Source organism: Mycobacterium sp. 1164966.3, from assembly GCF_001665395.1.
In the GTDB taxonomy this organism is placed as follows: Bacteria; Actinomycetota; Actinomycetes; order Mycobacteriales; family Mycobacteriaceae; genus Mycobacterium.
On sequence record NZ_LZSG01000042.1, the window covers coordinates 1 to 13101 of the forward strand.

Below are 13101 nucleotides of genomic sequence, written 5' to 3' on the forward strand. Positions count from 1 at the left end.
CCCCAACTACGAGCCGGACCCCGCGGACAGCATCGGGGCCCGGGCCCGGCCGCGCGGCGTGAACCCGATGGAAGAGGCCTACGACCGGCTGCTGGACGACGACGGCCGGGCCATGCTGCTGGTGGCCACCAGCAACCTGGAGAACAACTCGCTGAACACCGTCGGCGAGCTGTTGCACCGCGACGACGTGGTGCTCGGTCTCGGCGACGGCGGCGCCCACTACGGGATGATCTGCGACGCCAGCTACTCGACGTTCTTCCTGGCGCACTGGGCGCGCGACCGCAAGGCCGGACGCTTCACGGTGCCCGAGGCCATCCGCGAGCTCACCTCCGTGCCGGCCCGCATCGCCGGGCTGGCCGATCGCGGACGCATCGCCGCCGGCTACAAGGCCGACCTCAACGTCATCGACCATGCCGCCCTGCGCCTGCACAAGCCGGTGATCAGTTACGACCTGCCGGCCGGCGGCCGGCGCCTGGACCAAACGGCAGAGGGCTACGTCGCGACCGTGGTGTCCGGTCAGGTGATCGCGGAGAACGGCGTGCCGACCGCTGCCCGTCCGGGCAGGCTGGTCCGCGGGCGTCAACCCAGCCCGGTGTCCGGCTGAAACGGCCACGGCCGAGAGGCTTCCCCGATAGTTTTAGTTGGTGACAAACCCGCATTATGCGTGGTTGCCGCCAGAGATTAATTCGGCACTCATGTTCACCGGCCCGGGCTCCGGGCCGTTGCTTGCCGCGGCCGCGGCGTGGAGCAGTTTGGCCGAGGAATTGTCCCAGTCCGCGGCGTCGTTTTGGGCTGTCACCTCCGAGCTGGTGAGTGGTTCCTGGCTGGGCGCTTCGTCGGCGGCGATGATGGCCGTCGCGTCGCAATACGCGGCGTGGCTGCGCACTGCAGCGGCACAGGCCGAAGGTGCGGCGGGACAGGCCACCGCCGTGGCGGGCGAGTTTGAGGCGGCGCTGACGGCGGCGGTGCAGCCGGCCGTGGTGGCGGCCAATCGTGGCCTGGTACGAGTGTTGGCCGCGACGAACTGGCTCGGCCAGAACGCTCCCGCGATCGCGGACGTCGAGGCCGCGTACGAGCAGATGTGGGCGATGGACGTGGCGGCGATGTCGGGTTACCACGCCAACGCGTCGGCGTTGCTCGCAGAACTGCCGTCGTGGGACGAGGTGCTGAAAGAACTCGACTTCGGGAAGGTCGGGCTTGGGAATGTCGGGCACCTCGGCGTCGCCAATACCTCCGGGTTCGGTCTCACCGGCGAGCATCCCGTCGGCACCGGCCTGTTAAACAGTGAAAGCATCGGCTTTGGGCACTCCGGCACCGGCGACACGGGCCTCTTGAGTGCCGTCAACCCAGGCGTGGGCAACACCGGCGCCACCAACCTCGGCTTCTGGAACGCCGGATTCGGACAAACCGGCTGGCTGAACCAGAGCACTCAACACGTGAGCAGCTTGCTCGGCTTCGACAATGTCACCGGCGCCTCGGGCGGCTTGGGTCAGAGCGTGGCCAGCTCGGGTCTGCTCAGCCCCAGCCTGATCAGCGCGGTCATTCCCGGCCCGGCAGCTACTTCCGTCGGCAGCCCGGCCTGATCCGCCTATCCTCGCCCAATCCGCCTATCCTCAAAAAGATGCGTACGAAAAAGAAGGTGGACTTCAAGCGGCTGGCCGCCGCGCTCACCGACTATCCGTTCGCCTACCTGATCACCGTCGATGACGGCTACCGCGTGCACACCGTCACGGTCGAGCCGACTCTGCGAGATCTGCCCGGTGGATCCGGGCCGTTCATCGATGTCGGGCTGATCGGGGGCCGCACCCGCGCCAACCTTGCTCGGCGCCGCGACGTGACGTTGCTGTGGCCTCCGCGCGAACCGGGTGGCTACTCGCTGATCGTCGACGGCCACGCGGAGGTTTCCGAGGACGGGGCCGATAGCGTGCGATGCGGCGTGGCGCCCACCCGCGCGCTGCTGCACCGCGAGGCCGACTCGCCCTCTGCCGCCAAGGGTTGCCTGCACGACTGCGTGGTGTTCAGCGAACCGGCCTGATGGCTGTACCTGCCGACGCCGAACGTGGGCGTTAGGTACGGAAATCGGCTCGATGTCATCCATAGGCCCCACGTTCGGCGAGCTTCGCCCTGACGCGCTCGACGATTACCCGCCGCCGCGACAGCATCGCCGCACTGATTCTGATCACACACCAGCCGGCCGCTTCCAGCAACACGATTCGCTCGATGTCCCAGGCTCGCTGATCTGGGTCATCCCAATGCTGAATCCCGTCGTATTCGACGGCGACCTTCCACTGGCGCCAGCCCATGTCAACCCGTATGCATCGCCTGTGCAGATTACGAAATTCGATCTGCGTCTCGGGCCTCGGAAGTCCAGCGCCGACCAGCAGTAGTCGCACTCTGGTCTCCTGCGGTGACTCCGCGCCGCCATCGGCCAAGTCCAGCGCAGCCCGCAGCCGCCGAATGCCGCGAGCGCCGGGGTACCGGTCGGCCACCGCGATAACGTCTGCAGGTTTGGCGCCTGTCGCATTGAACAGTGCGTCGAGAATCGGTACCGCCTTGGCAACCGGCAGGCCGCGGCCGATGTCGAATGCCGTTCGGGCCGCGGTGGTCACACGCATTCCGCGGATTGTGCGCACCTCGTCAGCGGCCAGCTGATAACTGTGCGCGACGATACCTCGCTGAATGTGCCGGCCAGGACGCACGATCTCGGCCGGCGCCGCGTCATCGAGCCATTTGGTCCCGAAGACCGCGGCGGCGGATAGGCCAGCCAATATCCCACCTGTCGACAGCCACGCCGCACGAGCTTTGGCCGCCGCTGTCAGCTTTGCGTCCCTGGCGATGTACACGTCGCGGAACACTGCCCGATACCGCGTGCGAAGGTCGTTGCGGGTGACAACGCCGCGTCTGAGCGCCTGACTACCGAGAAATGGTCCCACGCCGGCATATTCGCTGACATCACCCGGCTGGGTATGCGGCGAACGTGGGGTCTGTGGACGGATTTCGATGTGTGGACGTACTTATCCCCCACGCTCGCGGAGACACGACGACGGCGCGAAAAAGCCCGGCCTGCAATGCAGACCGGGCTTTTCCGTGCGTGGGACTAGAAGTCCATCCCGCCCATGCCGCCGGTCGGGTCGCCCGCGGGAGCGGCCGCCTTCTCCGGCTTGTCGGCGACGACGGCCTCGGTGGTGAGGAACAGGCCCGCGATGGACGCCGCATTCTGCAGCGCCGAACGGGTGACCTTCACCGGGTCGGCGACGCCGGCCTTGAGCAGGTCCTCGTACTCACCGGTGGCGGCGTTCAGGCCGGTGCCGGCGGGCGAGTTGCGGACCTTCTCGGCGACAACGCCGGGCTCCAGCCCGGAGTTGAACGCGATTTGCTTCAGCGGAGCCTCGAGCGCCACCTTGACGATGTTGGCGCCCGTCGCCTCGTCGCCCGACAGGTTCAGCTCGTCCAGCGCCGGGGCCGAGTGCAGCAGGGCGACACCACCACCGGCGACGATGCCCTCCTCGACGGCCGCTTTGGCGTTGCGGACCGCGTCTTCGATGCGGTGCTTGCGCTCCTTGAGCTCGACCTCGGTAGCGGCGCCGGCCTTGATCACCGCAACACCGCCGGCCAGCTTGGCCAGACGCTCCTGCAGCTTCTCGCGGTCGTAGTCGGAGTCGCTGTTCTCGATCTCGGCGCGGATCTGAGACACCCGTCCGGCGATGGCGTCCGGGTCACCGGCGCCCTCGACGATGGTGGTCTCGTCCTTGGTGATGACCACCTTGCGGGCCTTGCCCAGCAGCGAGGTGTCGGCGTTCTCCAGGGTCAGGCCGACCTCTTCGCTGATCACCTGACCACCGGTGAGGATGGCCATGTCCTGCAGCATCGCCTTGCGCCGGTCACCGAAGCCGGGGGCCTTGACCGCCACCGACTTGAAGGTGCCGCGGATCTTGTTGACGACCAGGGTGGACAGCGCTTCACCCTCGACGTCCTCGGCGATGATCAGCAGCGGCTTGCCGGCCTGGATGACCTTCTCCAGCAGCGGCAACAGGTCCTTGACCGTCGACACCTTGGAGCTGACCAACAGGATGAAGGGCTCCTCCAGGACCGCTTCCTGACGCTCGGCGTCGGTGACGAAGTAGCCCGAAATGTAGCCCTTGTCGAACCGCATGCCCTCGGTGAGCTCGAGCTGCAGGCCGAAGGTGTTGGACTCCTCGACGGTGATGACGCCCTCGTTGCCGACCTTGTCCATCGCCTCGGCGATCAGGTCGCCGATCGACTGGTCGCCCGCGGAGATCGCTGCCGTGGCTGCGATCTGGTCCTTGGTCTCGACCTCCTTGGCCGACTTGAGCAAGGTCTCGGTGACCTTCTCCACGGCCTTCTCGATGCCGCGCTTGAGGCCCAGCGGGTTGGCGCCGGCCGCGACGTTGCGCAGGCCCTCACGCACCAGCGCCTGCGCCAGCACCGTGGCCGTCGTCGTGCCGTCACCGGCGACGTCGTCGGTCTTCTTGGCGACTTCCTTGACCAGCTCAGCGCCGATCTTCTCGTACGGGTCCTCCAGCTCGATCTCCTTGGCGATGGACACACCATCGTTGGTGATCGTGGGGGCGCCCCACTTCTTCTCCAGGACGACGTTGCGGCCCTTGGGGCCTAACGTCACCTTTACCGCGTCGGCGAGGCTGTTCAGGCCCCGCTCGAGGCCCCGACGGGCCTCTTCGTCGTACGCAATTGTCTTGGCCATTGCGAAGTGATTCCTCCGGATTGGGAATGACGGGTCGCCAGGGCGACCTCTTTACTTACGCTGGCCGGGTGCAGTGCCCGCGACGGACGACCAGAGCTAGTCTCACCGTCCCGACCTAGCACTCACCGGTCGCGAGTGCCAACGTCATTCTTAGCACTCGCCTATGCCGAGTGCAAGAACACCCGGCTCCTCGATGCGGCTTCAGGGCACGTCGAGCAACTGTTCATAGAAACCGCCGAAGCCGCGGGCGCGGTCGACCAGGTGAATTTCCAGGATCCAGTGGCAGATTCGGCCGGCCGGGTCCGTACGCCGCATCGGCTTGTCCGATCCGCGCGTGATGTACCACTCGATCCCAGTGCCGGCGATCTTCTTGTGCGGGAACTCGCCGACCAGATGCCCGGCGATGGAACTGGCGAACTCGAAGCCCTCGGCGTGCGTCGCCCCGACGACGAAGTCGAACAATTCAGCGCCGGTGACGTCAGGGTGATCGTTGAAATACTGCCGACCGGCCTGCCACACCCGCGGCAGGGCGTCGCGGACGGCCACCTTGAAAGGGTCGTCGCTCAGCACGAATGTTCGGCCGAAGTCCGCCTCCCACTCCTCGAAAATCGGCCCCAGGTCGAGGAAGACGATGTCGCCGTCGGCAATCACCCGATCCGGCGGCCGCTCGTTGAAAGGCTGCAGGGTATTTTCACCAGCCCGCACGATCCGCCGATGCCAGTGGCGGGTCACTCCCAACATGTCCGCGGCGAGGTCGCGAATGTCGTCGGACAACTGCTGTTCCCCGACGCCGGCGCGAATCATGCCGCGCCGCTCGATTTCGCCGAAGAGCTGCGCCGCCTTCCGCTCGGCGTCGAGCAGCCGTTCCACTCGGACTTCTTCGGCGGTCGCCTTCTGCACCACCCTCGCGATGCTATCGCCGTCACACTAGAGGTATGTCGCTCGTAGCCCCTTCCTATCCACCGCCCCGCTACACCGGCGACGCCGGCGAAGTCACTGCCTGGCTCAAACGCGCGGACGAGCCGGCCGATTACGAGTTGGGTGGCTCCAAATACCACTACCTGGCCACTCAGCAATCCGCCGACGGCGACTTCGGTCTATATCGGGTCGATATCGCTCCGGGCGCCGGCGGACCGGGCCCGCACTTCCACAAGACGATGTCCGAGTCGTTCTTCGTGCTGTCCGGAACCATGCGCATGTACGACGGCCGGGACTGGGTCGACGCGTCCGCCGGTGACTACTTGTATGTGCCGCCAGGCGGCATCCACGGGTTCCGCAACGACGCCGACGAACCCGCATCGATCCTGATGCTGTTCGCTCCCGGCGGACCGCGCGAAGGCTATTTCGAGGGCATACCCACCCTGGCCGACATGACCGACAACGAGCGCCGCGAGTTCTTCATCCGTCACGACAACTACTGGGTGCCGTAACAGCCGGCCCCAGGTGAGTAGATTCACGACCATGACCTCAAACGTCGGCGTGGGCTTCTGACTCATGCGGTCAGTCACCGAACACCAGCGGGTCGTAGCCGAGATGATCCGCGCGCGCCCGGCCATCGCAACTCCCCTCGCCGAGGCGCAAGGACTGGTGCTGGCCGACGACGTGGTGGCGCCGCTTTCCCTGCCCGTCTTCGACAACTCCGCCATGGACGGATACGCCGTACGCGCCGAGGACATCTCGAGTGCGACGGCGGAACGGCCCGTGGTGCTGCCGGTCGCCGAGGACATACCGGCCGGGCGCACCGACGAGCTGACGTTGAAACCCGGCACCGCGCACCGGATCATGACCGGGGCGCCGGTACCGGCCGGGGCGACGGCCGTCGTGCCGGTCGAAGACACCGACGGCGGTGTCGAGTCGGTGGCGATCCGGCAGACCCGTCAGCCCGGCGCGCACATTCGGCGCGCGGGTGAAGACGTTGCCCCGGGCACCACCGTCCTGCGCGCGGGCCAGGTCGTGACGCCGGCGGTGCTCGGGCTGGCCGCGGCGCTGGGAATGGACCAGCTGACGGTGATCCCGCGCCAGCGCGTGCTGGTTATCTCCACCGGATCGGAGCTGGTGCCGCCGGGCACCCCGCTGCGGCCCGGGCAGATCTACGAGTCCAACTCGGTCATGCTGGCCGCGGCGGTCCGCGCCGCGGGTGCGGTCGTCGTCGGCACCCCGACAGCGGGTGATGACGTCGCGCAATTCAGCGCGGTGCTCAATGAGTACGCCGCGGAGGCAGACCTGATCATCACCAGCGGCGGTGTCAGCGCCGGCGCATACGAGGTGGTCAAGGATGCCTTCGGCCGGGACGGCGACCAAGGGGTCGAGTTCGTCAAGGTCGCGATGCAGCCGGGCATGCCGCAGGGCGTCGGACGGGTCGCCGGCACACCGATCGTCACCCTGCCCGGCAACCCGGTCAGCGCGCAGGTGTCCTTCGAGGTGTTCATCCGGCCCGCGCTGCGCAGGGCGGTGGCGCTACCGGACGCGGAGCGACCACACCGGCTCGCGCTGCTCACCGAGTCGTTGAAGTCGCCGCACGGCAAGCGGCAGTTCCGGCGCGCCGTGTTCGACCCGGCGGCCGGCACTGTCACCAGCTACGGCCCGCCCGCCTCGCATCATCTGCGCTGGCTGGCGTCGGCCAACGGCCTGCTCGACATCCCCGAGGACGTCGTCGAAGTGTCGGCCGGAACTCAGGTGCAGGTCTGGGACCTCAGCTGAGCGGGGACAGCCGCATCGCGGTGGAATTCGTCGGCGACATCGAATGCCGTCGTGCAGCGTATGACGATTCCGGCGATCGAGATCGTCACCGGAATGATGATCAGCGCCGCCGATAAGCCGACCCATCCGGCGAGGTGGCCGATCAGCGGCGGACCGAGCAGGTAGCCCATCCAGCCGGTGCCGGCCACGATCGCGATCGCCGACCCGGCGCTGCTGGCCGAGTACGCAGCACTGAACGCGGTGGGGACCAGCAGCGCTACGCCCGCTCCAAGAGTGGCGAACCCGATCACGCTGACCACCGGGTTGGCGGCTGCCAGCGTCACGCTCATGCCCGCCGCCGCGAGCAGCGACAGGGCTGGCAGCAACCGTCGGCTCGAAGCCCGGGAGTGCAGCCGGAGCGCGCCGAAGCGGGTCACCACCATGGTCAACGTGTATGCCGCGTAGCTCAGCCCGGATACGCCAGGACCGGCACCAACGACCTCGTGCAGGTAATTGGCCGACCAGTCGGTCGCCGCGCCCTCGCACAGGAAGGACGCGAACGACACTGCCGCGAGGACGGCGACCGTCGGCGTCATCCAGGTTCGCTTTCCGGTTTGCGACGGGCCGGCGGCCGGCACGGCTGTGTTTATCTCGGGCAGCAGGTCCCGGGTCAGCGCTCCCACCACAACGAGAACGACAGCGCCCAGCACCGCCAGTTGGGTGGTGAGACCAACGCCGGCGCCGGCCGACGCCGCACCGATGACGGCTCCCAGCAATGCACCCAGACTCCACATCCCGTGAAAGCGCGCCATCATCGGAGCTCGCGCGGCCCGCTCGATGGTGGCGGCCTGAGTGTTCATCGCGACGTCGAGCGCGCTTTGGAACATCCCCCACAACGCCAGCGCCAAAAACAGCTGCGGGCCCGATCTGGCCAAACCAACCGTCACCCCGACGCACGCATAGCCGGCGACCGTGACGCGAACCATCCGGCGGCTGCCCCACCGCGGAACAGCCCAGTGACACAAGACGGTGGCCACTACCGAACCGACCGGTGCGCCGAACAGCGCGGTTCCCAGCGCCGGGTCGGACAAACCGAGGTCGGCCTTCACGTGCGGGATATGGGCCGCCCATGACGAAAACACCACTGCGTGGGCGATGAAGGCAGCGGTAACCCCTACCTTCGCGCGACGCAGTTGCCCGGCGTCGCGACCGAGCCATCGCTGGAAAATACGTCAGTCCCCTCGAATGCGTCAGTTGGACCGCGGCGGCCAACCCCGATCATGCCAGTTCCCCACACGGGCGCAGATCAACCGTTGGCTCCGTAAGATGACCGCGTGGCAAGACGCCCCCGCCCTGAAGGCCCTGCGCACCTCGTGGACTTGGTGCGCTCCACCGTTCCGCCGGTACATCCCGCCGGGCGGCCGTTCATCGCGGCCGGTTTGGCCGCAGCCTTGGCCGGCCGCCGACACCCGTGGCTGCGCCGGAGCGGCCTGCTCGCTGCGGCGGCCTGTGCCGGGTTCTTCCGCCATCCGCCGCGGGTGCCGCCCGCCCGGCCCGGCGCCGTCGTCGCGCCCGCGGACGGCCTGGTCTGCCTGATCGACTCCGCCGCCCCGCCCGCCGAACTCAGCATGGGCGACGAGCCATTGCCGCGGGTCAGCATCTTCCTGTCGATATTGGACGCCCACGTGCAGCGCGCCCCGGTCAGCGGCGAGGTGATCGCGGTACAACACCGGCCGGGCCGCTTCGGATCTGCCGACCTGCCCGCGGCCAGCGCCGAGAACGAGCGCACCAGCATCCGGATCCGCACGGCCACCGGTGCGGAGGTCGTCGCTGTGCAGATTGCCGGACTGGTCGCGCGCCGCATCGTGTGCAACGCGCACCTCGGGGACAAACTGTCGATCGGCGACACCTACGGGCTGATCCGGTTCGGCTCCCGGCTGGACACCTACCTGCCGGCGGGTACCGAACCGCTGGTCCGGCTTAGGCAGCGCGCGATTGCCGGCGAAACCGTGCTGGCCGAGTTGCCATGATCGACAAGCCCCGCAGCAGACGGGCGGTAAACCTGCAGATCCTGCCCAGCGCCATGACGGTGCTGTCGATCTGTGCGGGGCTGACGTCGATCAGGTTCGCGCTCGAACACCAGCCGGTGCCCGCGATGGTGCTGATCACCGCCGCCGCCATCCTGGACGGACTCGACGGCCGGGTGGCCCGCATCCTGGATGCCCAATCGCGCATGGGTGCCGAAATCGACTCCCTCGCCGACGCGGTGAATTTCGGCGTGGCACCGGCGCTGGTGCTCTACGTGTCATCGCTGTCGAAGTGGCCCGTCGGCTGGGCGGTGGTACTGCTGTACGCGGTGTGCGTCGTACTACGGCTGGCCAGATTCAACGCATTACAGGACGACGGAACCCTGCCCCCCTACGCGCACGAATACTTCGTCGGGATGCCCGCCCCGGCAGGCGCCGTGTCGCTGATCGGCCTGATGGGGCTCAGGCTGGAGTTTCATGACGGCTGGTGGACCTCGGTGTGGTTCATGTGCATCTGGGTGACGGGGACGTCGATACTTCTGGTCAGCGGCATCCCGATGAGAAAGATGCACGCCGTGCGGGTACCACCCAACTACGCGGCCGCACTGTTGGCCGGGCTGGCGATCGTCGCGGCCGCCGCGGTATGGCAGCCCTTCATCACGATCTGGGTGATCATCATCGCCTACCTGTGCCACGTGCCGTTCGCGATCCGCACCAAGCGCTGGCTGGACCAACACCCTGAGGTCTGGGACGACAAACCCAAGGAACGACGCGCCGTGCGGCGCGCGGACCGCAGGGCCCAGCCGCACCGCCGGTCGATGGCGCGGTTGGGGATGCGTAAGCCGAGCGGACGCTCGATGGCGCGGCTGGGCCTGCGCAAGCCGGGTGGACGACCGCAGTGACTTCCCCGACCTCGTCCCGATCCGGGGACCCGGGCCGCCAGTTGACGCTCACCGCCAGGCTGAACACCTCCGCGGTCGACTCGCGTCGCGGCGTTGTCCGGTTGCACCCGAGTGCTGTTGCCGCCCTTGGCATTCGGGAGTGGGATGCGGTGTCGTTGACCGGGTCGCGGACCACTGCGGCGGTGGCCGGCATGTCCGAGCCGGATGTTCCGGTCGGCACGATGCTGCTCGACGACGTGACGCTGTCCAACGCTGGGCTGCGAGAGGGCACCGCGGTGATCGTCAGCCCGGTCGTGGTCTATGGCGCGCGGTCGGTGACGCTGAGCGGATCCGCGCTGGCCACCCAGTCGATCTCGTCGTTCACCCTGCGGCAGGCCCTGCTCGGCAAGGTGATGACCGTCGGCGACGCCGTGTCGCTGCTGCCGCGCGACCTCGGTCCGGGGACCTCGACGTCAGCGGCCACTCGTGCGCTGGCGGCGTCCGTCGGGATCAGCTGGACGTCCGAGCTGCTGACCGTCACCGGCGTCGACCCGGCCGGACCGGTCAGCGTGCAACCCAACACATTGGTCAGCTGGGGCATCGCTTTTCCGGGGGGGCCGGAGGGCTTACAAGCGGCCACCACCCAAATCGCCAGTCCCGAAATCCAGGTCGAGGAACTCAAGGGTGCTCAGCCGCAAGCCGCCAAGCTCACCGAATGGCTCAAGCTGGCGCTCGACGAGCCGCACCTGCTCAAGACGCTGGGTGCGGGCACCAACTTGGGCGTGCTGGTGTCGGGTCCGGCCGGCGTCGGTAAGGTGACACTGGTGCGTGCGGTATGCGCGGGCCGGCGGCTGGTGGAACTGGACGGCCCGGAGGCCGGCGCGCTGGCGGCTGAAGACCGGCTCAAAGCCGTGACGTCTGCTGTGAATGCGGTTTCTGACGGCGGCGGGGTATTGCTGATCACCGACGTCGACGCGCTGCTGCCGGCGACCGCCGAGCCGGTGGCCGCGCTGATCCTGGCCGAGCTTCGCACGGCGGTGGCCACCGACGGAGTCGCGCTGATCGCCACCTCAGCACGGCCGGACCAACTCGATCCGCGCCTGCGTTCGCCCGAGCTGTGCGACCGGGAGCTGGGCCTGCCGCTGCCCGACGCCGGAACCCGGAAGGCGTTGCTGGAGGCGCTGCTCAAGCCGGTACCCACCGGCGACTTGGATCTCGACGAGATTGCCAGTCGCACACCGGGTTTCGTGGTCGCCGATCTGGCCGCGCTGTTGCGTGAGGCGGCGTTGCGGGCGGCGGCGGGGGGGGGGGCCGACGGCCTGCCACCGGCCCTGATCCAGGCCGATCTGCTGGGCGCGCTGACCGTGATCCGGCCGCTGTCGCGTTCGGCCGGCGAAGAGATCAGCGTCGGAAACGTGACGCTCGACGACGTCGGCGACATGGCGGATGCCAAGCAAGCCCTGACCGAAGCGGTGCTGTGGCCGTTGCAACATCCCGACACCTTCGCCCGGTTGGGCGTCGACCCGCCGCGCGGCGTGTTGCTGTACGGGCCGCCCGGCTGCGGCAAGACGTTCGTGGTCCGCGCGCTGGCCAGCAGCGGGCAGCTGAGCGTGCATGCGGTCAAAGGCTCCGAGCTGATGGACAAGTGGGTGGGCTCCTCGGAGAAGGCGGTCCGGGAATTGTTCCGGCGGGCGCGCGATTCGGCGCCGTCGCTGGTGTTCCTCGACGAGGTGGACGCGCTGGCGCCGCGGCGCGGTCAGAGCTTCGACTCCGGCGTTTCCGACCGCGTGGTGGCGGCCCTGCTGACCGAGCTAGACGGCATCGACCCGTTGCGCGACGTCGTCGTGCTGGGCGCGACCAATCGGCCCGACCTGATCGATCCGGCGCTGCTGCGGCCGGGCCGCCTGGAGCGGCTGGTGTTCGTCGAGCCGCCCGACGCCGAGGCCCGGGGTGAAATCCTGCGGACCGCAGGCAAATCGATTCCGCTGAGCGCCGACGTCGACCTCGACGAGGTGGCCGCCGGGCTGGACGGCTACAGCGCCGCCGATTGCGTGGCCCTGCTGCGAGAGGCCGCTTTGACGGCGATGCGGCGGTCCATCGACGCCGCCGACGTGACCGCCGCCGACCTGCAAGCGGCCCGTCAGGCCGCGCGCCCGTCGTTGGATCCGCTGCAGGTGGATTCGCTACGCACGTTCGCCAAAGCTCTGTAATGCCCCGCGGACGGCGGCCGCGACGTCGGCCTCCAGCCACTCGGGCATCCGATCGTCGCGTGCATGACGCCGCACGACCGCGTAGGGCAGATCGGCCACGGCCCTGCTGACCGCGTCTACCGCCCGCGAATCGCTGCTGCCGTAAAGGTTTTCGGCCAACTCGCGCAGCCGCTCGATCAGCGGGGCGTTCATGGCGGCGATGGTCTTCTGGAACGCCGCGTCGGGTTGACCGTCGCGCAGGTCGCCGGGCCGGATGGTCAACAGCAGCCGCGCGTCGTCCGGGAGCTCGCGCGCGAAGCTGATCGCCGCGACGGCCATGGCCGTCGCGGTGTCCAGCGGGTCGTCGGCCCCGGCGGCGAGCGCGCGCGATTGGAAACGCTCGAGTGCGCGCAGCCAGGCGGCGGTCACCACGCCGTCACGATTGCCGAACCGGTGATACAGCGTGCCGGCCGGCGCGCCGCTGGCTTTCGCGATCGCCGCCACACTCGCCGCGCGCGGCCCGTGCGCCAGCACCAGGTCGCGCGTTGCGTCGAGGATCACATCGGTTTCATGCTTCCGCGGAGGTGCCACGATCTAGTACA

At 68.4% G+C, this 13101-nt stretch carries 12 protein-coding genes and 1 pseudogene; 8 read left to right on the forward strand and 5 right to left on the reverse strand.

From position 1 onward, the window contains the following. The 3 genes and pseudogenes from A9W99_RS14915 to A9W99_RS14925 form a co-directional block, all read left to right on the forward strand. Positions 1–604, forward strand: a 604-nt coding sequence (locus tag A9W99_RS14915) for an amidohydrolase family protein (protein WP_156623112.1), incomplete at its 5' end; no start/stop codon positions are given. 40 nt (positions 605–644) lie between these two features. After that, positions 645–1574: pseudogene (locus A9W99_RS14920) on the forward strand (PPE family protein); the annotation flags it as partial. A gap of 47 nt (positions 1575–1621) precedes the next feature. Next, a complete protein-coding gene (locus tag A9W99_RS14925) occupies positions 1622–2035 on the forward strand; it encodes a hypothetical protein (protein ID WP_067379157.1) in 414 nt (137 codons plus the stop codon). A 55-nt stretch (positions 2036–2090) separates the two neighbouring features. On the opposite strand, the gene A9W99_RS14930 is transcribed toward A9W99_RS14925, so the two are convergent. From A9W99_RS14930 to A9W99_RS14940, 3 genes are all read right to left on the reverse strand, one after another. Next, positions 2091–2933 carry a DUF559 domain-containing protein gene (locus A9W99_RS14930; RefSeq protein WP_067379161.1) on the reverse strand — a complete coding sequence of 281 codons (843 nt, stop codon included), beginning with the start codon at positions 2931–2933 and terminating at the stop codon, positions 2091–2093. 164 nt (positions 2934–3097) lie between these two features. Continuing rightward, the gene (groL, locus tag A9W99_RS14935; RefSeq protein ID WP_067379165.1) at positions 3098–4723 is read right to left on the reverse strand and encodes a chaperonin GroEL; all 1626 of its coding nucleotides are present in this window, start codon (positions 4721–4723) and stop codon (positions 3098–3100) included. 201 nt (positions 4724–4924) lie between these two features. Then, positions 4925–5623: a M24 family metallopeptidase gene (locus A9W99_RS14940; RefSeq protein WP_067379483.1), complete on the reverse strand. Its 699-nt coding sequence runs from the start codon at positions 5621–5623 to the stop codon at positions 4925–4927. Positions 5624–5658: 35 nt separating this feature from the next. Between A9W99_RS14940 and A9W99_RS14945 the strand changes: the two genes are divergently transcribed. Beyond that, positions 5659–6153 (forward strand): cupin domain-containing protein, encoded by a 495-nt coding sequence (locus tag A9W99_RS14945; RefSeq protein WP_067379168.1) that lies wholly within the window; start codon positions 5659–5661, stop codon positions 6151–6153. A 64-nt stretch (positions 6154–6217) separates the two neighbouring features. Next, a complete protein-coding gene (gene glp / locus A9W99_RS14950) occupies positions 6218–7423 on the forward strand; it encodes a gephyrin-like molybdotransferase Glp (RefSeq protein WP_067379170.1) in 1206 nt (401 codons plus the stop codon). Here the strand turns inward: glp and A9W99_RS14955 are convergent. After that, positions 7396–8595 carry an MFS transporter gene (locus tag A9W99_RS14955; protein ID WP_067379173.1) on the reverse strand — a complete coding sequence of 400 codons (1200 nt, stop codon included), beginning with the start codon at positions 8593–8595 and terminating at the stop codon, positions 7396–7398. The two genes, glp and A9W99_RS14955, sit on opposite strands and share 28 nt — an antisense overlap. A 141-nt stretch (positions 8596–8736) precedes the next feature. On the opposite strand from A9W99_RS14955, the gene A9W99_RS14960 reads away from it, so the two are divergent. From A9W99_RS14960 to A9W99_RS14970, 3 genes are read left to right on the forward strand one after another with little or no spacing between them, the layout of a single operon-like run. Continuing rightward, positions 8737–9432 carry a phosphatidylserine decarboxylase gene (locus tag A9W99_RS14960; protein ID WP_067379175.1) on the forward strand — a complete coding sequence of 232 codons (696 nt, stop codon included), beginning with the start codon at positions 8737–8739 and terminating at the stop codon, positions 9430–9432. Beyond that, positions 9429–10331, forward strand: coding sequence for a CDP-diacylglycerol--serine O-phosphatidyltransferase (gene pssA, locus A9W99_RS14965; RefSeq protein WP_067379177.1), 903 nt, complete (start codon positions 9429–9431; stop codon positions 10329–10331). The genes A9W99_RS14960 and pssA overlap by 4 nt, the downstream gene beginning before the upstream one ends. Further along, positions 10328–12520: an AAA family ATPase gene (locus tag A9W99_RS14970; RefSeq protein ID WP_067379179.1), complete on the forward strand. Its 2193-nt coding sequence runs from the start codon at positions 10328–10330 to the stop codon at positions 12518–12520. The genes pssA and A9W99_RS14970 overlap by 4 nt, the downstream gene beginning before the upstream one ends. Here A9W99_RS14970 and A9W99_RS14975 read toward each other — a convergent pair. Further along, positions 12494–13090 carry a TetR/AcrR family transcriptional regulator gene (locus A9W99_RS14975; RefSeq protein ID WP_067379181.1) on the reverse strand — a complete coding sequence of 199 codons (597 nt, stop codon included), beginning with the start codon at positions 13088–13090 and terminating at the stop codon, positions 12494–12496. The two genes, A9W99_RS14970 and A9W99_RS14975, sit on opposite strands and share 27 nt — an antisense overlap. Positions 13091–13101: the final 11 nt, after the last annotated feature.